Source organism: Halorientalis persicus (assembly GCF_900110215.1).
Classification (GTDB): Archaea; Halobacteriota; Halobacteria; order Halobacteriales; family Haloarculaceae; genus Halorientalis; species Halorientalis persica.
Genome location: NZ_FOCX01000012.1, coordinates 115,660 through 137,949 on the forward strand (window position 1 = coordinate 115,660; position 22,290 = coordinate 137,949).

Consider the following 22,290-nt stretch of genomic DNA (forward strand, 5'->3'; position numbering starts at 1 on the left):
AATGGCACTCCAAGAAACTGCGAACCCGACCGAACCCGTTCGGGACAAACGGGACGAGGTCGGTCCCACTCACCGCTCGTCGGCACCGCTGGCCGGGTTCGGGGTTTGCCTCGCACCAATGGTCGTTTTCGAAAGCCCTAACGAAGGTTCGGTCCTAAGGAAGTCCTAATGAGTCAGCAACTGCCGGACGTTCAGGCGACCAGTCCCGACGTGTCCGTCGGACTGAACCGCGTTGGAGTCACCGGCGTCGAGAAACTCGTGAAGCTCGGCCGGACCGACGACCGACCCATCGTCCTCATGGCCGAATTCGACGTGTTCGTCGACCTGCCGTCCTGGCGGAAGGGTGCTGACATGTCCCGGAACATGGAGGTCGTCGACGAGACCCTCGAAGCGGCCGTCGCCCAGGAGGTCCACCGCGTCGAGGACGTGTGTGGCGACGCCGCCGAGCGGCTGATCGACAAACACGACTACACCACCAAGGCCGAGGTCCAGATGGAGGCGGAGTACGTCACCCGCGAGCGGACGCCCGAGTCCGACCGGCCCACCCAGTCGACGGCTGACATCATCGCCTCCGCCACGGCCACCGAGGACGGCACCCACGAGGAGATCGGTGCCCGCGTCACCGGCATGACCGTCTGTCCCTGCTCACAGGGGATGAGTACCTCTCGTGCTCGCGAGACCCTTCGCGGACTGGACGTGGAAGACGAGGTCATCGACGAGTTCCTCGAAGAGGTGCCCCAGCCGGGCCACTCACAGCGCGGCCACGCGACGCTGACCGTCGAGAGCGAGGGCGCGCCCGAGGCCGACCTCAACGACATCATCCGCGTCGCGCGCGACTCGATGAGCGCTCGCATCTACAACCTGGCCAAGCGGCCCGACGAGGATCACATGACCTACGAGTCCCACAAGGACGCCAAGTTCGTCGAGGACTGCGTGCGCGCGATGGCCGAAGGGGTCGTCGAGGAGTTCCCCGACCTACCCGACGACGCCATCGTGACGATGAAACAGTCCAACGACGAGTCCATCCACCAGCACAACGCCCACGCCGAACGAGTGGCCGAGTACGGGACGCTGAAAGGGGAAGTCAACGGCGAGGACTAGCATCCGGCGCGCTCTGCGCGCCGGTTCACGGGACCGAGCGAAGCGAGGTCCCGTTTTTCGCCCACGCCGAGCGGGTGGCCGAGTATGGGGACCTGAAGGCGGAAGTGAACGGGGAGGACTGAGGCAAGCGTCCGCGCGAGCGGAGCGAGCGCGGTTCTTCGCGAGCGCCGCGAGGCGCTCGCGCCCGTTTTTGGTCCAGCTTTTTGCGAGGAGCGGTGCCGCGCTCTGCGCGGCACCCGACGAAGTAAAAAGGTGGGGGGCAAATTACTTGTCCGTCCTTTTGAATTGGCTGACGTATGGGGGTTGTCTGTCCGTCGTGTGAGACTGCCGTGTCGAACACCTACGACTGTCGGGACTGTGGGGGGTCGTTCTGCGTCGACTGTCGACTGCCCGACGACCACGAGTGTGACGCCGCGATCGAGGCCGAAGCCGACGGCGGGACGCGAGCGGTCGGTGACGTATCGGCCCTCTCGCTGTCGATTCCGTCGGGACCGGCGATCACGGCGCTGGTGCCGGTCTGGCGACTGCTGCCCTGGTGGGCGTACGCCCTGCTCGCGGTGGTGGTGGTCCCGCTCAGTACCGTGATCCTGGCGGTGCAGGTGTACCACGAGCGGGTGACCGCGGGCGAACACGCGTGGCGACCGAGCCGTGCGTACTACGTGCCACTGATCGTCTTCCTGACCATGCTGTTGATGTCGCGCCCGTCGCTCCCGGGGGTCGAAACGCACTGGGTCGTCGTGGCGGGGACTCGGTTACTTCTGGGGGTTTCCGGCGACGGTGATCTACGCCGTCCAGCGGCGGGGGCGCTGAGTCACAGGGAGAGCGGGGTGGCGTCCTCCCACCGTGGGTCGAACTCCGAGCGGACGTTGGCGGCGAACTCTCGGTCTTTCAGGTCGATCACGGCGAAGGTCTCGTCGGCGTTGAGCGGGTGTGGCACCTCGATACAGACCTCCGCGTTGTCGATGAGCTCGAAGGTGCCCGAGACGTTCGACGAGGTACGGACCGAGAACTGTTCGTGGCGGGCAAGGTGAGATTGGTAGCGTTCGCCGACGCTCTCGGGGAGCTCGTCGACCAGTTCCGGGCGCATCAACAGCGACACGTCGACGCCCCGATCCAGCGCGTTCCCGAGTTCCTCGACGATCAGATCGCCCACGGTGTCCATGTCGAACTGCTGGGACGAGGAGGAGGCGACCATGATGATGCGCTCGTCGGCGGCCGCGAGTCGCTCTACGAGGAGGTCGACGGTCTCGTCGGGGCCGACGGCGGCGGTCCAGAACGTCTCCTCGACGGGTTCGGCGCTCTCGAGTTCGCCGACGAGTTCGTCGACGATCCCCTCGTACTGCTGGGCCTTCTCCTCGAGTTCGCGTTTCTTGTCCTCGAGCAGTCGGTCCAGCGCGGTCTGGGGCTCGACGGCGACGTACTTTTTCGGCCGACTCGCACTCTGACTCCGGACGAGGTTGTAGGTCTCGATGCTGTTGAGAACGTCGTAGATGCGGCCCATCGGCACGTCGCTGACACGGGACAACTCCTTGGCCGTTGTGGGCCCCGTTTTCAGCAACGCACGGTAGGCTCGGGCCTCGTACTCCGACAACCCGAGGTCTCTCAGACTTGCCATTGTGGTGCGGTCGGCTGCCGGGGATATAAACGCATCGCAGGTTTACCGCAGTGGTTTTTATGAACCCGTCGCGAGTTCGGCGAGGCCGTCCGGCGTTTCCGCGGTGCCAGTAACCTCGCCGTCGTCGACGACTTCCGCCTCGCCGTCGAGGCCCTCGGCGGCCGGGACGACGACGGCTTCGTGGTCCGCGACCCGGAGCGCGGCCCGGTGGAGGTCGCTCCCGGCGGGCGCGCCGATCCGGAAGACCCGGAGCGACTGGAGCCGGGAGGCGACCGTGGCGTAACTGGCCACTTCGACGCCCATGCGCTCGGCCGCGCCGGCGAAGGCCGCGATGGCTTCGCGGGCCCGCTCGCGGTAGCGATCCTCCCCCGTGAGCGCGGCCAGATCGACCAGCGCGTCGGCGAGTTCGACGTTAGTGTCCAGCGGATACAGCGGTTCGTCCAGCAGTCCCGGGCCCTCGGGAGTACCGTCCCGGAACGCGCCACCGTCCTCGTCCTGGAGTTCCGCGAGCGCGTAGTCGGCGACCGCCGTCGCCGCGTCGCCGTACGCGCCGGTGACCTGCCAGGCCGTGGTCAGCCCCTGCAGGAGTCCGGTCTGGTCGGCGAGCAGGCCCGACTCGCCGACTTCCTCGTCGGTGCGGTAGTGGGTCACTTCGCCGTCGTCGACCAGTTCGTCGAGGACGTGATCGAGCGCCCGCTCGGCGTACCGGCGGGCCGACTCGTCGTCCGTGTACGCGTGGAGCGCGAGCAACGCGCCCGCGGCCATCCCGTTGCGGTCGGCCAGCACCGTCTCGTCGATACTCGGTGGGTCGGCGTCCTCACGGTCGGTCGGACTCATCCGGTAGTACTCGTCGTCGCTGGCCTGACTCGCGGCGAAGGCCTCGCCCGTCCACAGGTCCGTGGTGAGGTACTCCACGGTCGTCTCGGCGGTCTCCCGATAGGACGCCTCGCCGGTGTAGCGGTACGCGCGGGCGAACGCCCGGACCAGCGCGGCGTTCTCGTCGAGCAGTTTCTCTCGATGGGGGTCGCTCCAGTCCCGGCCCGTCGCGAACCGATAGAACCCGCCGTCGTAGGTGTCCAGCAGGTGGGTCTGGATCGCTTCGAGGGTGCGGGTCGCCTGATCGCGGTCCCGGACCAGCGCGAACTCCACAGTACGAGGAAGGGGGAACTTCGTGTCCGATCCCCACCCGCCGAACTCGTCGTCGAAGGCTCCGAGCAGTTGCTCGACCATGTGTTCCTCGATGCGGGCGCGGACCTCGCCGCTCGGGGGCGTGCCGTCCCGGAGCGCGCGGGGCACACGGCCGGCTTCTTCGCCCTTGCCGTCCCAGGTGCGTCGCACCGAGTCCAGAATCTCGCGGAAGCCGTCGACGCCGAGGTAGCCCGCCCCGGTCAGGATGTCCCCCGACGGGGTACAGAAGACCGTCGAGGGGAACCCGCCCATGTTGTAGCGTTCCCGGACCCGCGGGTATCGGTCCACGTCGACCCGAACCGGCACGAAGCCGTCGTTGATGTTGGCCGCGATGCGTGGCTCGGTGTAGGTGGTCGCGTCCATCTGGTGACAGTGGGCACACCAGGGGGCCGACAGCGAGAGCAAGACGGGCTTTTTGGCCCGCGCGGCCTCGTCGAAGGCGTCCTGGCCCCACTCGCGCCACTCGACGTTGGTGCGCGCCGCGGAGTCGTCCATACCGAGCGGTAGCCGTCGCCGAACAAGTATCCTGCGTCCCGCGCTCGGTGCACGACCCGAAATCCGGCCGGAAGCGGTTCTATTTTGAGTGCTGGTCCGCTACTGCCCCTCATGCTCCGTATTATCGGGCTCCTCCTGCTCATCCCGCTTCTGGACATCGTCTTGCTGGTGACCATCGCGGGCTGGATCGGGTTCGTCCCCACCGTGGCGCTGGTCGTCCTCACCGCGCTGATCGGGATGCTCCTGGTCCGGGCAGAGGGTCGACACACCCTTCGGAAGATCCAGGGCAAACTCGCCCAGGGCGAGCCCCCGACCGACGAACTCATCGACGGCGGCCTGCTGTTGATCTCCGGTGCGATGCTGTTGACACCCGGCCTCGTCACCGACCTCGTCGGCCTGGTGCTGGTGATCCCCTTCACCCGCTATCCCGTGCGGCTGGCGGCCAAGAAGTGGGTCGTCACGCCCTACGTCGATGCCAAGACCAGCGGCTTCGCCAGCGGCAACGTCTACGTCGGCGGCTTCCCCGGCGGCGAGGGCCAGGGCCAGCCCGGCCCGGAACAACCGGGACAGGGCGGGCCCGGCCCGGACTCACAGGACACCTACGACGTGGACCGCGAGTCCTACGACGCGGACGACGACTCGAACGAGCGGGTGTGAACGCTCGTCACCCTCTCGATGAAAAGAAACGCTTAACATAGGCAGGGCGGAACACTCTGATGCGCTCACCTGGGCCAATAGCTCAGTCAGGTTGAGCGCTCGGCTGATAACCGGGAGGTCCACGGTTCAAATCCGTGTTGGCCCACTTTTCGATCGAACCAAGGCTTCTGTAGTCGAATCTACGTCCGCGTGGGACGAAATCGAGAGCGGTCGCTGGTCTTATATTCACGACACTCGAACTGAAATTCGTGTCGTCGGACGAGTACCTCCGTCGGACAGCGATCACCCGACTCTCGGTGACCACCGAGGACGAGCGCTTGCTCCGCGATACTGTGGACGCGTGGCGGCGTGGCTGCCAGATCGCTGTCGAAAAGGCCTGGAATCGGTGCCACGACAAATCCGCTGTCCAATCGCTGGCCTACGACGAGATTCGCGACCGGACCACCCTCGGAAGTCAGCACACGATTCTCGCCACGCATCAGGCTGCGGAAAACATCCGATCCTGTCGGTCACGTCGCGAGAACGGCCGGAAGGCGTCCAAACCCACCTACACGAGTCCGACGGTCAGGTACGACTCGCGGACGATGACGGTCTTCGAGGAAGACGAACAGGTGTCGCTCACGGTGGCCGGCGACCACTCTCGCGTGCGGTGTGACCTCGTGCTGCCCGAAGACGAAGACGGCTACCAGCGACAGTATCTCGACGGCGAGTGGGAACCGACCGAGAGTACACTCCACTACCGAAACGGCGACTGGTTCCTCCACCTCGGATTTCGCAAACGCCGACCCGAGACCGAAGGCGAGACGACCGAGAACGGAACGGTTCTCGGCGTCGACCTCGGTGTCGAACAGATCGCCGTCACCAGCACTGCCCGGTTCTTTTCGGCCGGTGAATTGAACCACCGACGGCGCGAGTTCGAGCGCGTCCGTGGCGGTCTCCAGAAGTGTGGCTCCCGGAGCGCGCATCGAACTCTGGAAACCGTCGGTGGCCGCGAAGACGAGTTCGTGAAACACGTCCTCCACAGCGTGGCGAACGGAATCGTTGCAGAGGCTCGTCGCTTCGGCTGTGACGGAATCGTTTTCGAGGAGCTGTCCGGTATTCGCACTCGACTCCCGAATGCGGCCTGGCACGCCGAGTGGGCCTTCGAACGGCTCTACGAGTACGTCGAGTACAAGGCAGAAGCGGTAGGGCTGTTCGTCGATACGGTTGACCCCCGGAACACCTCGCGGCGGTGTGCCGAGTGTGGCCACGTCGCCGAGACGAACCGTCCCAGCAGGGAGACGTTCGAGTGCGAGGCGTGTGGAAACCGGAATCACGCCGACTACAACGCAGCCAAGAACGTGGCTGCGGCGTATCTCCGTCGGGAGCAACAGTCTTCCCGGCGGAGGGGTGTCAGTCGATACGCCCTGAAGTCCGGGGCCGTCAGCGAACGCAGCGGGTTCGCTCCGTACGAGTCCACGGACGAGTCGCCCAATCCTGCAGCAACCTCGTCAGGGTGAGCCAGTGGCGCGACAGTCGACATCCGGTTTGGCCCTTCGTAACCGACGGATAGCTTTTCCTGCCTGCCACCCGTCCACCGAGTGCGATGATCGTCGTACACGCGAGTTTCCCCATCGACCCCGACAAGCGCGAGGAAGCACTGACACACATCGAGGACCTGGCCGAGCAGTCCCGCGCCGAGGACGGGCTGCTCGACTACCGGGCGACCACCGACGTGGAAAACGAGAACGTCGTCCGCTTCGTCGAACGGTACGAGGACGAAGAGGCCTTCGCGGCCCACTCCCAGACCGACCACTTCACCGAGTTCCTCACGGCGCTGAGCGACTGGCTCGCCGGGGATCCCGAGATCCTCCGGTTCGAGGTCGACTCGATGAGCGAAGTGGAACTCTGAACGGCGGATCCGCTCTCTCTTATAAATAGACCTTCATATCCGTCCGAATCTACTTGCTGTAGAGTTCGGTATACGGTGACACGATGCGTGATTCGGGTGGTTCGGGGTCGGGGGCCCCGGACCGACGGGGAGCGGAGCGTACAGGGGTGTTGAACCGCCGGCGATTCGTCCAGGCGGCGGCGCTGTCCGGGCTCACGGCCGGGTTGGCCAGCGGAACGGCCGCCGGCGAGACCACAGCGGACGCGGGCGGACCGCTGACTGCGGGGGTCGCGAAACGGGACATCACGCCGGAGAACGGGGGGTCGTTCTTCGGGTACGTGCGGCCGGACATCCGCGCGGAGGGCGTGGCGATCCGGCTGTTCGCACACGCGCTGGTACTCGGCGACGGCGAGCGAAAGGTCGCGCTGGTGTCGGCGGACCTCGGGAAGCCGGCGGTCCGGGACGCGGTGATCGACCACGTCCGGCCGCTGGGGTTCGACCGCGGGTCGGTGCTGTTCGCGGCGACACACACCCACGCCGGCCCGAACTCGCCCGGTGCGTGGATCGCCGGGCAGATCGGCGACGCCATCGCCGCGGCCGACGCGAACCGCCGGCCGGCGCGGGCGGGTTGGGCCACTGGGACGGTCGAGGAAGGCAACTGGAACCGCTCCATCGAGGCCCACCTCGCGAACTTCGGGCTCGATATTCCCATCGGGGAGGGGTCACCCGAGGACCACCCGGTCGATCCGGATCGGGCGCGGGACACCACGGTTCGGATGCTCCGCGTCGAGGGGACCGACGGGACGCCGATCTGCGCGTGGACGCTGTTCGGCAATCATCCGACTGCGTTCACGCCGGCCAACACGACCTTCTCGGCGGACTTCCCAGGCGTGGCGACGCGGTGGTTCGACCGGCGGTTCGACGGCGACGCGCCGATGGCCATCTACACCACGGGACGCGTCGGCGACCAGATCCCGCGCTACGACGACTACGCGCAGTACGCCGTGGCCGAGCGGACGGCCATCCGCGTCGAGCGGGCGATGTGGGACGCCTGGCAGTCGGCGGGCGACACCCTCGTTCGTGACCTGCCGGTCGGCGGTCGCGCGACCCACGACGAGTACCGGGGGCAGGACGTCGAATCCGGCAAGCCGGTAGACGACGACGCCATCGTCGGCGTCCCGACGCTGGACGGTGGGGAGAACGGGCCGACACCGTTCTCGGGGCTGGAACTGGAGGGCAAGCGTCGACCGGAGTGGCTGGCCGACGACGTGCTGGGCCGGAAGATACCGCTCGCGCCGGCCCCCTACTCGACGGACGTGGAAGTGCAGGCGATGCGTGTGGGCGACCAGTTGCTCGTGACGGTCCCCGGCGAGCCGACCGTCGAGATGGGGCGGCGGATGCGAGCGGCCGCCAGCGACGCCGCGCCCGACGCCGTCGCGGACGTGGCCGTCGTCGGCATCGCGAACGGCTACAACGGCTACTTCACCACGCCCGAGGAGTACAACAAACAGGACTACGAGGGCGGTAACACCGCCTTCGGCCAGTACTCCTCGCTGTTGATCCGGAACCGCCAGCGCGACCTCGCCGCCGCGTTCGGCGACGGGCTGGGCGAGCCCGTCGACCCATCGGGATCGCGACCGTCGATCCCTGATGCACCGGCCGACGGCGGCGACGACGATGGCGAGATCACCGACCAGCCCGCCCGCACCGTCGAGCGAATGGACGTGGTCACGCTGGACTGGGACGGTGGCTGGGCCGGGAAAGACCGGCCGGTCGACGAACCGTTCGTCCTGCTGGAGCGCCAGTCCAGGGGCGGGTGGGAGACGGTCACGACCGACCTCGGCCTCGGCTTCGTCTGGACCGAGTGGTTCGGCGACTACACCGTCCGCTACGACGTGCCACCGGACCTGCCCACCGGCACCTACCGGCTCCGGGTGAACGCCGCGAAGTACGACCTCACGAGCCAGACGTTCGAGGTCGTCCCCTCGACCGACCTGCGCCTCCGGGGCGTCCGCGCCGAGAACGCTGGCCCCGGCGACCAGCCGACGCGACTCATCTTCGTCGCACAGAACCCGCCGCCGGATCCCGAGGAAAATCTCCGCGTGCGCCCGATCCAGCCCGAGGGCGGATCGCTGACCGTCGAGGTCGGCGGCTCGGAGCACGACGCCCAGTGGGACCCCGACACCGAGGGCTGGGTCACCACCGTCGAGGGCGTGAGCGCGGGCGACACCGTGACCGTCCCCGAGAACGGGCTGGTCGACGGCCTCGGGAATCGGAGCGGTGCGGCGACCGATCTGGCGGTGGGGTCGGTCGCGGACCTGGACTGGCCGGACACGATGGGGACCGGCGGCGGCGATCCGCCCGGACTGTTCGGGATCGGAACCTTCCCGACCTGACCCTCACAACCGACCCACAACCATTCTAACCCCGGGCCTCCTCACACAGGCCATGACCGATATCGAGGTCACGCGCGACGACGACTACGCGACGGTGACGATCAGCAACCCCGACCGGAAAAACGCCATCAGCGCCGAGGCCAGCGAGGAGATGGCCGAGGAACTCCGCGCACTCGAACACGACGCGGGCGTCCGCGCGGTCGTCGTGCAGGGCGACGGCGACGCCTTCTGTTCCGGGATCGATCTCTCGGGCGGCATGGACGGGAAGAGCGTGATCGAGGAACTCGAGACTGGGCTGAACGCCATCGCGGTCGCGCTCCTGCGGATGGAGAAACCCACCATCGCGGTCGTCCGCGGCGTCGCCGTGGGCGCAGGGGCGTCCCTGGCGACGGCCTGTGATTTCGTCTACGCCCGCGACGACGCCGTCTTTGGCTGGGGCTTTACCGACATCGGCCTCGCGCCCGACACCGGCGCGACCTACGTCCTGCCGCGACTGGTCGGCGTCCGCCGCGCGCTCGACCTGCTCGTCACCGCGCGCCGCGTCGACGCCGAGGAGGCCGTCGACATGGGCATCGCCACGGAGACCTTCGACACAGAGGAGTTCGAGGACATGGTGGCCGAACGCATCGCCACGCTGGCCTCGCGCCCGACGCTGGCGGTCGGCGAGACCAAGCGCCTGGTCCAGCGCGCCACCCACCGCTCGATGGAGGAGGCGCTCCGCGCGGAGGCCCGCGCGCAGGACCGGATCTTCGAGACCGAGGACTTCGCCGAGGGCGTCGGCGCGTTCTTCGAGGGCCGCGAACCCGAGTTCGAGGGGCGCTGAGGGATTCGCCCGCAACCCCGACTCACCCGTGTCGGTCGTGCGCACCGCGGACGGCCGCGACGAGTGCGTCCCGAGCCGCGTGGTGATGCAGATGCGCGGGGCAGTCACAGTCCGACGCGCCGAAGCCGTCGATTACGACCGAGGCCGTCTCGGCGACCTCGCGGGCGACGGCACACTCGATTTCGGCCTCGGGCGAGCGGGCCACCGTTTCGATCCGCGCGGCGGTGTCGCCCAGCAGGTAGTCGACGTGCCAGTGTCTGGTGTCGCGCTTGCCGGCGGCCATTTCGTGGTGGCGGTCGACTCGGGCGAAGCCGCCGGGACCGAACGCGCTGCCGGTGTAGGCGTAGTAGCCGGCGGGTAGTTCCTGTCGGCCGAGCGACCCGACCGTAAGCGTCTCCGGTTCCGGAAGGTTGACCACGATAGTGTACGTTCCTCCGACCACGCCGGGACTTCACCTCGCGCCCAAATCGACCTTCCGACTGTGGCTCCCTTCGGTGACGGTGTCACTTGCTACCATAAATGGGTTTAAATACGGGAGGCACTAACCCAAGGTGAAGGCCACCCCCGGCTTTCGATGCAAACTATGCAGGGAAACGCACAACAGCAGGCCTACGACCGGGGCATCACGATCTTCTCCCCGGACGGACGCCTCTATCAGGTCGAGTACGCCCGTGAGGCCGTCAAGCGCGGCACCGCAAGCGTCGGTGTTCGCACCGAGGACGGCGTCGTCCTCGCAGCCGACACGCGGGTACGTTCTCCGCTCTTAGAGCGTGAGAGCGTCGAGAAGTTGCACAAGATCGACGATCACATCGGCATCGCCAGCGCCGGTCACGTCGCCGACGCCCGCCAGCTGATCGATTTCGCGCGACGGCAGGCGCAGGTCAACCAGCTCCGGTACGGCGAGCCCATCGGCGTGGAGTCGCTGACCAAGGGAATCACCGACCAGATCCAGCAGTACACGCAGACGGGCGGCGCACGTCCGTTCGGCGTGGCGCTGATCGTCGGCGGGATCGAGAACGGCGAGCCGCGCCTGTTCGAGACCGATCCCTCCGGCACGCCATACGAGTGGCAGGCACTCGCCGTGGGCGGGAACCGCGAGGACCTCATCGACTTCTTCGAGGCGGAGTACCGCGACGACCTCGATCTCGACGGCGGGATCGACCTCGCGCTGCGCGGCCTCGACACGGTCGGCGACGAGGGGATCGACCCCGAAGGCGTCGCTCTCGGGACCATCGACGTCGAGACCGAGCAGTACCGCCGCCACGAGACCGAGGAGATCAAACAGTACGTCGAGGAAGCCGACATCGGAGGTGACGAGGAATGAACGACATGAACCCAGCGGGCGGCCCACCGAGTCTGGAGGAGGGACTGCAGAACCCCTACGAGCCGGAACTCGGTCAGCTGCCCAACACGACCGAACAGGACAACGAGAAGGTAAACGAGACGGGGACGACCACCATCGGCATCGCGACCGAGAACGGCGTCATCGTGGCGACCGACCGCCGCGCGTCGCTGGGTGGCCGGTTCGTCTCGAACAAGAACGTACAGAAGGTCGAGCAGATCCACCCCACTGCAGCGCTGACGCTGGTGGGGTCGGTGGGCGGTGCCCAGTCCTTTATCCGCTCGCTGCGCGCCGAGGTCAACCTCTACGAGACCCGTCGCGGCGAGGACATCAGTATGTCCGCGCTGGCGACGCTCGCGGGTAACTTCGCCCGTGGCGGCCCCTTCTTCGCGATCAACCCGATCCTCGGGGGCGTCGACGACGAGGGGAGCCACGTGTTCAGCATCGACCCGGCCGGGGGCGTGATGGAGGACGACTACACGGTCACCGGGTCTGGGCTCATGGTCGCCTACGGGACCCTCGAGAGCCAGTACGAGGACGACCTCTCGATGGAAGAGGCGAAGACGGTCGCCGCCGACGCGGTCAGCTCCGCGGCCGAACGTGACACCGGCTCCGGGAACGGGCTCGTCGTCGCCGAAGTCACCGGCGAGGGTGTCGAAATCGACACCTACGAGTACGACGACCTCCTGTAACCGTCTCCCTTTTTCAGTAACACTATAGTTCGTGGCGGCTGAATCGACAGCGCACTGACAGTGTCTGCGTTCGGTTGCGTGTGTGGGGTGACCGATGGCTGAGGGGGGACGGCCCGCTCGCCAGCGACAGCTGGCTCTGCTCGCGCTGTGTGCGCTTGGCCTGCTCGTGGCCGCCTTCGCCGCGCCACAGGTTACCGCGGGGCCGGGTCTCGGCCCAGGTGGTCCCGGCGGGAGTCCGGAGGCTCCGTCGGGCGGTGGCGGCGGCTCCGGTGGAGGCGGTGGGTTCGGCGACGCCATCGAGGAACTGCTGGCATGGCTGGCTAGTGACGATCCCGACGACCGCGACGGTGGCGGAGCCACTCCCTGTACCGTGCGGTTCGCCGCGGAGCCGACGCCCGGAGCCACCGTTCCGGTCGTCGTCCTCGACGACGGCGGGCGGGTCGACGGCGCGCGCGTCTCGCTCGACGGCGAGGTCGTCGGCACGACCGACGAGCGGGGCACGGTCCCGGTCGAGGTGCCCTACGAACGCGAACTCACGCTCGACGCCACGCTGCCCGCCGGCTCGACGTGTTCGAACTCCCGGGAGACCGCCGGCGTCGAGGCGGCCGCCGCGAGCGCCGCGGTCGCGCCGGGCGTGGGTACCGGTCCCAGGTCCCCTGAACCGCTTCGCAGGGCCGACGCGGGGCAGGACTGGCCCGGCGAGGACGACGGCGACGACACCGACGGGCCGCGTGTCACACGCGCGGTCACCCTCGACGGCGAAGTGGAGATTCGGGTCGAGGGGGAACCGATCCCGGGCGAGCGAGTGAGTCTCGCGGCCAGGATCGACGGCGAACCGATGCGGGAGGCGACGGTTACAGTCGACGGCGAGCGTGTCGGGACGACCGACGACGAGGGGCACTATGGGCTGGAGATTCCGACCGACGGCCGCGACTCGCTGACGGTCCGCGTCGAGCGCGGCGAGTTCGCCGGGCGGAAAACCGTCGACGTGATCGACCTCCGGGCGGTCGTGCGACCGACTGCGATTCTGGCGATCCCCGGCGGCGACGCGGTGGTAGTCGCGCGCCTGGGCAACCGGACGGTCCCGAACGCCACGGTGACGCTGGGCGGCGAGCGACTGGGGACGACCGACGCCCAGGGCCGACTTGCGTTCTCGCTCCCGACCGATCCGACCGCGTCGATCGCGCTCCGGTCGGGCGAGTTGACCGCGCGCCAGTCACTGTTGGGGCTGTACGCGCTGACGGCGCTCGTCACCGTGCTGGTCGTTCTCGCCCTCGCGCTCGCGGTCGCGAAACTGCGCGGACGGACCGCCAACGTCCGACGGACAGCCACGTCGCTGACCGACCGGTGCCGTCGGGTCGCGCGCTGGCTCGTCGGGCTCGCCTTCCGGGTCACCGCCGCGCTCGAAGGACTGCTCGACTGGCTGGCCGCCCGGGTGCGCGCCCTCCGCGCCGCGCTCGCGTCACTGTGGGGGCTGGGAATCCTCGGGGCCGTTCGTGAGTCGGTAACGGGCGCGCTCACGTGGCTGCTGTCCCTGCCGGGTCGACTCCGGGCCGCACTCGCGGCGGCGCTGACGTGGCTCCGTGGACTGCCCGGCCGACTCCGCAAGCGCGGGGCCGACGACGCCAGGACGGCGGACGGCGAGACGGTGGCAACGCCCGCCAGCGATCGGGGCACCGACCCCTCGGGACTGCGCGAACGCTGGCGGGCGTTCGCCCGGTGGATCGCGCCGGAGCGCTGGCCCCAGCGGACGCCCGGCGAGGTCGCGCGGGAAGCCGCCGAGACGGGCTTTCCCCGCGAGTCGGTGCGGGACCTCACGCGGGTCTTCCGGGACGTGGAGTACGGCGGGCGGTCGGAGACACCCGAGCGCGAGGAGCGCGCCCGGACGGCGTTCGACGCCCTGCGCGACCACCGCGAGGCCGCCGACGCGGACGACGACCGACCGGACGAGGAGCCGGAGGTGACCGACCGTGGGTAAGTGGCTGTCGCGGCTCCGGATCGCCGTCGGCGTGGTCGCGATCCTGACGAGTCTCGGGATCGCCGTTCGGGCGGCCGTCTCCGGTGCCGTACCCGAGTCGGATCCGGCGGTGCGGGGGGTGGCGATCTTGCTCGTACTGGTCGCCATCGGGTGGGCGCTGTGGCGGGTCGGCACGTCCGAGTCCGTCGAGTCCGCCGCGGGCCCGCTCGTGTCGCCGGCACCCGAGCGGACGCCCGCGGACACCGCACTGTCCGGGCGGGCACTCGCCGACGCCATGACAGAGGCCGGCGACCGAGCCCGGGCGGAGCGGTCGGTCGCGGCCGGCGTCGACACGGTCCGGCCGCTCGTGTCGCGGGCGCTCGAAGACGCGCTGGTCGCGGGCGGTACCGACCGGGCGGCGGCTCGCGAGTCGATCCGGCGTGGGACCTGGACCGACGATCCCGTCGCGAGGGCGGTCTGCTCCTCGACGGTCTCGATGCCCGAGCGGTCGGTCCGTGCGCGACTCGCGGGCTGGCTCTACCCCGAACGCGAACTCAGGCGGCGCGTCCGGCGCGCGGTCGCGGCCATCGACGAAGCGGCCACCGAGACGCTCCCGCAGGTCCCCGGACAGGACGCTCCGCGTCGCGTTCGCATCGTCCGGCCGCGACTGGAGACGCTCCAGCGGGACGTGGATGGCAGTCTCCAGCCCGCTGCCGACAGCCCGGCACCGACGGGGGAGGACGAGCGATGAACCCGACCGCGCGCTGGACGGCCGGGCTGGCCGCGGCGGCCGTCCTAGCGACGGTCGGCGCGGCGGCGGGCTACGCCAGCCTCCTGCTCGCGGCCGTCGTCCCCCTCCTGTACCTGGCCTACGGCGTCCTCTCGACGGCCGACGCCGACGTGGCACTGCGGGCCCATCGCGAGATCGAGCCGGCGACCGCCCCGCCGGGACAGGAGGTTGCCGTCACACTGACCGTCGAAAACGCCGGTCCGGACCCGCTACCGGACGTGCGCGTCGCCGACGCCGTCCCCGAGGCACTGGGCGTGATCGACGGGTCGCCCCGGGGCGGGACGGCGCTGGAACCCGGCGAGACCCTCCGGGCCGAGTACAGCGTCGTGGCCAAACGCGGCGACCACGAGTTCGGCGAGCCACGCGCTCGCGTCCGGAGCTTCGGCGCGGGTGCGGCCGCCGACCGGTCGGTCGCGGCCAGCGGTGAGGGTCGACTGCACTGCCGGCTCGACGCCAGCGCGCCCCCGATCGAACAGGAGGGTGACCGCTTCGCCGGCGGGATGCCCACCGACTCGCCCGGCCAGGGCCTGGAGTTCCACTCGACGCGGCCCTATCGACGCGACGATCCGGCCTCACGGATCGACTGGCGACACTACGCCAAACGCGAGGCGTTGACGACGGTGAACTACCGGGAACGGCGCGCCTCGAGCGTCGTGCTCGTCGTCGACGCGCGCCCGATCAGCCGCGTCGTCGCCGGGCCAGCCCGCCCGACCGCGGTCGAGCTGGCCGCCTACGCGGCGACCCACGCGCTGGAGGATTTGCTCGGGGCCGGCCACGAGGTGGGCGTCGCCGTCGTCGGTGCGGACGGCCCGGACGCCGCCGGCCTCCACTGGCTCGCGCCCGGGTCGGGCCGCGACCGCAGAGCGCGGGCGCGGGACCTGCTGGCGACGGCGACAGAGGCGACCGCCGACGGGAGCGCGGTCGACCCCGACGCCCAGGCCAGTCGGATCGCCACGCTCGCGCCGCCCCGCGCGCAACTCGTCCTCTTTTCGCCGTTGCTCGACGACTGGCCGGTCGAGACGGTCGAGGCGTGGGGCGTCCGGGATTACTCGCGGGTCGTCCTCTCGCCGGACGTGCTGACACACAACACGGTCACCGGGCAGTTCGAGACGGTCCGGCGACACACCCGGCTGGCGAACTGTCAGGCGGCGGGCGCACGAGCTGTCGACTGGAGTCGAGCCACGCCGCTGTATGCCGTCCTCGACGCGGCCTTCGCCGCCGAGGCCCGAGGGGCGCTCACGGGGGGGTCGCCGTGATCCTGCTGTTCGGGCCACGGCTGGATCGGCCGTCGGCGATCGGGGACGAGGGGCGGGCACGGGCCGCGAGTCTCGGCGTCGCGGCGGTCGTGACCGTCGTCGTCACGGTCGCGGCCGGGCTCACGAGCGGCCTGCTCGACGCGGTGCAACTCGCGGTGCTCGGCGGCGGACTGATCGCCGTCGGGACGGCGTTGCTGGACCGGGAGAGTCTCGACGGGCTGGCGGTCGGTCACTTCTGTTTCATGCCGGGCGGATTGCTCTGGCTCGGTGGCGTGGCCGCCGCGACGCTCGTTGGCGGGCCCGGCGGATTCTTGCTCGCGCTCGGGTGTGGCCTCGCCGCGATGGGGCTGGCAAGCGCCTGGGCGAACGTCACCCACGACACGACCGTCCGTGCCATGAAGCAGGGCTGGGCCGGCGTCCTCCTCCCGTTCGTCGCTGGCGTCGTCCTGTCCATCGTCGCGGCCGTCGCACTCCTGCTCTGGGAGTTCGGCGTCGCGCCGGACGTGCCGTCGCTGGCGACCCTGCTCTTCTTGCTCGCGTTCACCGCCAGTGCGGTCTGGCTGGCGGCGACGCGACTCCCGCTCGCGCACCTGCTCGCACTCTCTCGCGAGGAGGTGGACCGACGGCGCGACCGCTGGCGCGAGGTGACGAAGTGGGTCGTCGCCGCCTGTGTCTCCGGCTGGTTCCTGCTCGGCGTGCTGGAGATGGTCGGCGCGATGACGGGGCTCTACCGGACGCCGGGACTGGCACTGCTTCTCGGCGCGCTGTCGACGGTCTGGGTGCGCCTGCCGGTGTTTCTCGTCGGGGTCGGCGCGTTGCTGGTCGCACTGCTCGCCGCCCTCGCCCGGCGTGCGACCGCCGGGAACGCCGACTGGCTCGTCGGCCCGACGTTCGGAATGCTCGCGCTGTTCGCGGTCCCCTTCCCGGTTCTGGGACTCCTGCTCGCCGGTCGCGGCGGGGCGGCCGGCCTGTCCGGCGCGGCGTTTCTGGCCGCCTTGCTCCTGATCGGCGGCCTGCTGTTCATGCTGTGTTACTCGGTGGGGCCGCTCGCGGTCGAACTCGGCGTCCTCCCCGACCGGGCGGGGTCGCTCTCGCTCGCCAGCGCCGGCCTGCTGGTCGCGGGTATCGGCGCGGCCGCGCTCCGGACCCCTGCTCCCGTCGTGTTCGCCTGCGTCGCGGGGTCGATGGTCGTCTGGGACGCCGGCGAGTTCGGCCTCGGACTGACGGTCGAACTCGGCCACCGGCCGGACACGCGCCGACTGGAACTGCTCCACGGCGTCGCCGCCGTCGGCCTCGCCGTGGGTGCTGTGGTCCTCGCGACCGGGCTGTCGATCCTGTTCGGCCGTCTCGGTCCGCAGGGGCCCGTCCTCTCGGCGGTGGTGCTGGCCGTCGCGGGCGTCCTCGCCCTGCTCGGTCCCATCCGCGGGTGAACCCCGGGCGTTCATGTCGGTGGACTGTGACGTGGTGGGTATGACCGACGCACTGGGGATTCGGGACGCCGCCGAGCGGAGCGAGGCCGTCCTCGACCGCATCGGGTCGGCGGCCGTCGTCGACCGGGAGGTGCTGGAGACGATCCTCACCGCCGTGCTCGCGCGGGGCCACGTCCTGCTCGAGGACGTACCCGGCACCGGCAAGACCGTGACCGCTCGCGTGCTCGCGGAGGCGCTCGGGCTGGAGTTCGCCCGCATCCAGTTCACGCCCGACCTGTTGCCCTCCGACATCACCGGCTCGAACGTCTACAACGAACACGAGGGCCGCTTCGAGTTCGCGGCGGGCCCGGTCTTCACCAACGTGGTGCTGGCCGACGAGATCAACCGCGCGCCGCCAAAGACCCAGGCCGCGCTGCTCGAGACCATGGAGGAGCGCCAGGTCAGCGTCGACGGCGAGACCCACCAGCTTCCCGATCCCTTCGTCGTCGTCGCCACGCAGAATCCGATCGAACAGGAGGGGACCTTCCGCCTGCCCGAGGCCCAGCGCGACCGCTTCAGCGTCAAAACCTCGATCGGCTACAACGATATCGAGGGCGAGATGGAGTTGCTCGCCCGTCGGGCCGACCGGCGGACGCTGGCCCCGAGCGTCGACCCGGCGGCCGACGCCGCGACCGTTCGGGCGATGCGCGAGGCCGCCGAGGACGTCCGCGTCGACGAGGACGTGCGCCGGTACATCGTCCACCTGGCGCGGGCGACCCGCGACGACGACCGCGCCGCGGTCGGTGTCTCGCCCCGTGGCATCCAGCGCACCTTCGAGGCGGCCCGCGCCCGGGCCGTCCTCTCCGGGCGCGAGTACGTCACGCCCGACGACGTGAAACGGATCGCCGAACCCGCGATGGCTCACCGGATCGTCCTGACGACCGACGCCGGCGTCGAGGGGGTCGACGCCCGCCATATCGTCCGCGACGCGATGGACGCCGTCGACGTACCCGGGGTTGCTCCCGAGGCGGACGAGTCCCCGTCCGCCGACGATCCGACCGGTGGTGGACAGGCCCAGGACCGGCCGACCGACGGGAGTGGCGATATCGACTCCGTGGCCGGTTCGGACGGCACCGACACCGGCGACTCGCTCTAGTCCGCTCGCGGCCTCTCGATGCAAACACCAATGTGGGAGCCGCGAGCGCACACGGACAGGATGCGTTCGAGGACCTGGCACGCGGCAGGCAGTGACGGCGGCGTCAGCGCTACCGGCCGGAGGGGACGACGACGATGACGGGGCCGACCGACCCGGTGGAGCGCCGGGAGTTGCTCGCCGGACTCGGCGGACTCTCCCTCACCCTGACCGCCGGCTGTACGGCCCAGCGAGACGACACGGACCGAACTCCGACCGAGTCACGGTCGCCGACCGACACCGACGACGAGGGATCGGACGCCTCGGCCGGCGACGTGGCGATGACCTTCGACACTGGCGACGACATCCTCTCCTCGCCGACGGTGGCCGACGGGACCGTCTACGTGGGCTCGACCGACGGCCACCTCTACGCCGTCGACGCGGCGAGCGGGACCGAACGGTGGCGGCTCGGGGCGGACGGAGCGGTATACGCCTCGCCACAGGTCGTCGACGGGGCGGTCTACGTCGGCACCGGACTCGAAGACGGGTCGGGTCACAGTCTCTACGCCGTCGACGCCGAGACTGGGGACGAGCGATGGCGCTTCGAGACCGGCGACAAGGTGAAGGCGTCACCGACGGTCCGGAACGGGACGGTCTACGTCCCCTCCCGGGACGGGAATCTGTACGCGATCGACGCCGAGACGGGTGACGAGCGGTGGCGTACCGGCGTCGGCTACAGTGCGGAGTCATCGCCGACGGTCGCCGACGGCACCGTCTACGTGGGATCGTTCGACGACGCGGTGTACGCGGTCGCCGCGGAGACGGGTCGCAGGCGGTGGCGGTTCGAGACCGGTGATCTCGTTCGCTCGTCACCGACCGTGGTCGACGGGACGGTCTACGTCGGCTCGTCCGACGCTACCCTGTACGCCCTGGACGGCGCCACGGGCCAGGAGCGATGGCAGTTCGCGACGGGTGGGGCCGAATTCGGGGTCCAGTCGTCTCCGACGGTCGCGGACGGGACCGTCTTCGTGGGCGCGTACGACGGGAACGTATACGCCGTCGACGCGGCGACGGGGACCGAAACCTGGGCGTTCGAAACTGGCGACCTCGTTTTCTCCTCGCCGACCGTCGCCGACGACACGGTGTACGTCGGTTCCCAGGACGACACCCTCTACGCCATCGACCGGGAGACGGGGACGGGGGACTGGTCCTACTCGACGGGTGGAAACGTGTTCTCCTCGCCCACGGCCGCCGACGGAACGGTGTACGTCGGGTCCGGCGACGGGACGCTCTACGGCATCGCGATCGACGGATCGGGATCGAGTGACGGGTCGCGGGTCCGTTCCCGAACGCTCGGTCACCTGGGGCCGTAACTCGCCGGCCGAAAAAACGCCGCTCTTTCCGTGGGTAGCCCGCAACCACTCGACAGTCAGACGCCGGGCGGACTCCCTTCGCCGATCCGGATCTCGTGGGCCTCCACGTCCTCGACGGCGGCGACCTGGCCGCCGACCTCGACGGGGCCGTCGTCGGTCTCGACGACCAGCGTCGCGGTCTGGCGGCCGGCACCGAACGCCGCCTGATCGACCGAGCCCTCGATCTCCCGGTGGTCGCCGGTCAGCACGTCCCGGCCCTCGATGGAGGCGTAGAAGTCTCCCTCGGCGTGTCGGAGGTCGGAGATACACCGTCGGATCGTCGCGTACCGGCGCGGGAAGGGACGGTCGTCGACGCCCTCGGCGACGGTCTCGGCGGTCGTCCAGAGGACGGTGTTGAGAAAGCCAGAGACCAGAAAGCCCAGCTCCGAGCGGTTGAAGATCACGCCGTAGCGGTCCCGGCCTCCCTGCAGGGCGTCCTGTGTGGCGTAGATTGAGTAGTCGCCGTCTGCGACCGCGACGACCGGGGTCGTGATACCGCGTCGGGTTCGCACCGTCGTCGCCACCTCGAGGTAGTCGAACGCCTCGGCGTCGGGCACGTCGGCGGCCGGCGACAGCAGGAGTTCGATGGCGACGCCGGCCTCGTGCTGGGCGCGCAGGTCGTCGGCGAACCGGTCCAGCAGTTCCGGATCGAGCGAGAGGATGAGTTCGTACTCGGCGGCGTCGATGATCTCTTCGAGATAGCGCAGGATCGTCGACCGGGACTTGATCAGCGAGACGGCCTCGGTGTCCCGGGCGGGGGCCGTGTACCGCCGGGAGAGGCCGTCGACGAGGTCGTCGAGCGAGGACTGGAAGTCCGCGAACGCCTCCTCCGGGTCGATCGCGAGGACGCGCATCGGGCGGGACTCCTGGAGTTCCACCAGGCCCAGATCGGCCAGGTCGCGCACGGTGTCGTACACGCGGGGCTGGGGGATGTCCGTCCGGTCGGCGATCTCCGAGGCCGTTAACTGGCCGTGTTCCAGGATCGTGAGGTACGCCGCCGACTCGTACTCGCCGAAATCGAACCGCTGGGCGACCCGCGAAAGCGTCGCGTGCAGATCCTCCTCGCTCATTGTGCACTCTCAGGCCGACGACTCAAATCAGTGTGTCCCTTCAGTCGTCGTTGCCGACCCGGATGACCTGCACCAGCGAGTACACCGGGACGCCCTCGATGTCCGAGACGCCCTGCTTGTCGACGAGGACGACGCACGCGACCGGTTCGCCGCCCTGCTCGCGGATGGCCTGCACGGTTTCGGTCATGGTCGTGCCGCTGGTGATGGTGTCGTCGACGACGTAGCAGTCCCGGTCGCGGATCTGGGCGAAGTTCCGGGAGAACGTGCCGCCCAGATCGTCCATGTCGTCGTCGTCCCACTGGTGTTTCCGGGGCGCGTAGGTCCCAAGATCGGTGTCGAGTTCGCGGGCGACCGTCGTGGCCAGCGGCGCGCCGGCCTTCTCGATCCCGATTGTCAGGTCGACTTCTTCGCCCTGTTTCGAGAGCAGGTCGGCCATCGCCGAGCCGACGTGGCCCAGTCGGTTCGAGTCCCGCCCGATGGCGTTCCAGTCGACGTGGATGTCCTCGGGGCCCCCCGGTGCGGCCTCCTGGGTACTCTTGGTCTGTGGGCCGTCGCTGCGTTCGACCAGCCAGCTCGCGGTCTCGCGGGAGACGTTCAACTCGTCGGCGATCTCGCCTTTCGAGAGGCCCCGCTCGGCCAGCTCCGCCGCGCTGGTCATCAGGTCGTCGATGTTCTTCATACCGGCATGGTTGACCGCCGCCGGTAATGGCCTTTTCCCGTCGCCGATCCGCCTCCCGTGCCCGCAACGGCGGTGTTCAGATAAGGATGAAGAGTGAGGCGATGTGTTTTCTGAGTGCCTATGCCCGAAAACACACGCCTCGGCGGAAGTATCGACCAGATCGACTTAGAGTTTGTTGAACGCGAGGCGACACCGCGACTGCTGATGAAGCTCGGTATTCAGTTGCATCTTGCTGGACTCTCTCTTTCGAATACCGTTTCGGTTCTTGATATATTCGGTGTCGAGCGAGCGCGATCCACCGTGCATAATTGGGTTCACAAGGCAGATCTACAGCCCGAAGCTGGATGCAGTCCGGATCACGTTGCGGTTGACGAGACCGTGATCCGACTCAACGACGAGCAATACT

The 22,290-nt window shown here is 69.2% G+C and carries 19 protein-coding genes, 1 tRNA gene and 2 pseudogenes; 17 read left to right on the forward strand and 5 right to left on the reverse strand.

Features of this window, described 5'->3' with window-relative positions; all coding sequences use genetic code 11:
* Positions 1-168: 168 nt before the first annotated feature.
* Positions 169-1,101: a GTP cyclohydrolase MptA gene (mptA, locus tag BMX17_RS14005; RefSeq protein WP_092661107.1), complete on the forward strand. Its 933-nt coding sequence runs from the start codon at positions 169-171 to the stop codon at positions 1,099-1,101.
* A 296-nt stretch (positions 1,102-1,397) separates the two neighbouring features.
* Positions 1,398-1,502: pseudogene (locus tag BMX17_RS27510) on the forward strand (AN1-type zinc finger domain-containing protein); the annotation flags it as partial.
* A 410-nt stretch (positions 1,503-1,912) separates the two neighbouring features.
* Here the strand turns inward: BMX17_RS27510 and BMX17_RS14015 are convergent.
* Together BMX17_RS14015 and BMX17_RS14020 are read right to left on the reverse strand one after the other, a co-directional pair.
* Positions 1,913-2,716, reverse strand: a complete 804-nt coding sequence (locus BMX17_RS14015) for a TrmB family transcriptional regulator (protein WP_092661111.1) — start codon at positions 2,714-2,716, stop codon at positions 1,913-1,915.
* Between the two features lie 57 nt (positions 2,717-2,773).
* Entirely contained in the window at positions 2,774-4,399 is a 1,626-nt protein-coding gene (locus tag BMX17_RS14020) for a DUF255 domain-containing protein (RefSeq protein WP_092661113.1), read from the reverse strand.
* 111 nt (positions 4,400-4,510) lie between these two features.
* On the opposite strand from BMX17_RS14020, the gene BMX17_RS14025 reads away from it, so the two are divergent.
* The 6 genes from BMX17_RS14025 to BMX17_RS14050 all read left to right on the forward strand — a co-directional run bounded on the left by BMX17_RS14025 (position 4,511) and on the right by BMX17_RS14050 (position 10,145).
* Entirely contained in the window at positions 4,511-5,056 is a 546-nt protein-coding gene (locus tag BMX17_RS14025; RefSeq protein ID WP_092661115.1) for an FxsA family protein, read from the forward strand.
* Between the two features lie 71 nt (positions 5,057-5,127).
* Positions 5,128-5,201, forward strand: a tRNA-Ile gene (locus BMX17_RS14030).
* Between the two features lie 103 nt (positions 5,202-5,304).
* Positions 5,305-6,555: an RNA-guided endonuclease InsQ/TnpB family protein gene (locus tag BMX17_RS14035; protein ID WP_092661117.1), complete on the forward strand. Its 1,251-nt coding sequence runs from the start codon at positions 5,305-5,307 to the stop codon at positions 6,553-6,555.
* Between the two features lie 86 nt (positions 6,556-6,641).
* Positions 6,642-6,947 carry a putative quinol monooxygenase gene (locus BMX17_RS14040; protein WP_092661119.1) on the forward strand — a complete coding sequence of 102 codons (306 nt, stop codon included), beginning with the start codon at positions 6,642-6,644 and terminating at the stop codon, positions 6,945-6,947.
* Positions 6,948-7,030: 83 nt separating this feature from the next.
* Entirely contained in the window at positions 7,031-9,322 is a 2,292-nt protein-coding gene (locus tag BMX17_RS14045; protein WP_092661121.1) for a neutral/alkaline non-lysosomal ceramidase N-terminal domain-containing protein, read from the forward strand.
* Positions 9,323-9,374: 52 nt separating this feature from the next.
* Positions 9,375-10,145, forward strand: a complete 771-nt coding sequence (locus BMX17_RS14050) for an enoyl-CoA hydratase/isomerase family protein (protein WP_092661123.1) — start codon at positions 9,375-9,377, stop codon at positions 10,143-10,145.
* 22 nt (positions 10,146-10,167) lie between these two features.
* On the opposite strand, the gene BMX17_RS14055 is transcribed toward BMX17_RS14050, so the two are convergent.
* Positions 10,168-10,587: a GIY-YIG nuclease family protein gene (locus BMX17_RS14055; RefSeq protein ID WP_092661125.1), complete on the reverse strand. Its 420-nt coding sequence runs from the start codon at positions 10,585-10,587 to the stop codon at positions 10,168-10,170.
* 141 nt (positions 10,588-10,728) lie between these two features.
* Here BMX17_RS14055 and psmA point away from each other — a divergent pair, with 141 nt between their 5' ends.
* From psmA to BMX17_RS14095, 8 genes are all read left to right on the forward strand, one after another.
* Positions 10,729-11,469, forward strand: a complete 741-nt coding sequence (psmA, locus tag BMX17_RS14060; protein ID WP_092661127.1) for an archaeal proteasome endopeptidase complex subunit alpha — start codon at positions 10,729-10,731, stop codon at positions 11,467-11,469.
* Complete coding sequence (gene psmB, locus BMX17_RS14065) at positions 11,466-12,179, forward strand: archaeal proteasome endopeptidase complex subunit beta (protein ID WP_092661129.1); 714 nt, start codon at positions 11,466-11,468, stop codon at positions 12,177-12,179. Before psmA ends, psmB begins: the two co-directional genes overlap by 4 nt.
* A gap of 94 nt (positions 12,180-12,273) precedes the next feature.
* The gene (locus tag BMX17_RS14070; protein ID WP_092661131.1) at positions 12,274-14,157 is read left to right on the forward strand and encodes a DUF4129 domain-containing protein; all 1,884 of its coding nucleotides are present in this window, start codon (positions 12,274-12,276) and stop codon (positions 14,155-14,157) included.
* The gene (locus tag BMX17_RS14075) at positions 14,150-14,887 is read left to right on the forward strand and encodes a DUF7269 family protein (RefSeq protein WP_092661133.1); all 738 of its coding nucleotides are present in this window, start codon (positions 14,150-14,152) and stop codon (positions 14,885-14,887) included. Before BMX17_RS14070 ends, BMX17_RS14075 begins: the two co-directional genes overlap by 8 nt.
* Positions 14,884-16,182, forward strand: coding sequence for a DUF58 domain-containing protein (locus BMX17_RS14080; protein ID WP_092661135.1), 1,299 nt, complete (start codon positions 14,884-14,886; stop codon positions 16,180-16,182). The genes BMX17_RS14075 and BMX17_RS14080 overlap by 4 nt, the downstream gene beginning before the upstream one ends.
* Positions 16,179-17,612, forward strand: coding sequence for a DUF7519 family protein (locus tag BMX17_RS14085; RefSeq protein WP_092661136.1), 1,434 nt, complete (start codon positions 16,179-16,181; stop codon positions 17,610-17,612). Before BMX17_RS14080 ends, BMX17_RS14085 begins: the two co-directional genes overlap by 4 nt.
* A gap of 40 nt (positions 17,613-17,652) precedes the next feature.
* Positions 17,653-18,747 (forward strand): AAA family ATPase, encoded by a 1,095-nt coding sequence (locus BMX17_RS14090; protein WP_092661154.1) that lies wholly within the window; start codon positions 17,653-17,655, stop codon positions 18,745-18,747.
* Positions 18,748-18,881: 134 nt separating this feature from the next.
* On the forward strand, positions 18,882-20,096 hold the full coding sequence (locus BMX17_RS14095; protein WP_092661137.1) for an outer membrane protein assembly factor BamB family protein: 1,215 nt from the start codon (positions 18,882-18,884) through the stop codon (positions 20,094-20,096).
* A 56-nt stretch (positions 20,097-20,152) separates the two neighbouring features.
* Here the strand turns inward: BMX17_RS14095 and trmB are convergent, their stop codons facing one another.
* Positions 20,153-21,205, reverse strand: coding sequence for an HTH-type sugar sensing transcriptional regulator TrmB (gene trmB / locus BMX17_RS14100; protein ID WP_092661138.1), 1,053 nt, complete (start codon positions 21,203-21,205; stop codon positions 20,153-20,155).
* A 40-nt stretch (positions 21,206-21,245) separates the two neighbouring features.
* Complete coding sequence (gfcR, locus tag BMX17_RS14105) at positions 21,246-21,884, reverse strand: transcriptional regulator GfcR (RefSeq protein WP_092661139.1); 639 nt, start codon at positions 21,882-21,884, stop codon at positions 21,246-21,248.
* Positions 21,885-22,004: 120 nt separating this feature from the next.
* On the opposite strand from gfcR, the pseudogene BMX17_RS14110 reads away from it, so the two are divergent.
* Positions 22,005-22,290, forward strand: a pseudogene (locus BMX17_RS14110) (IS6 family transposase); the annotation flags it as partial.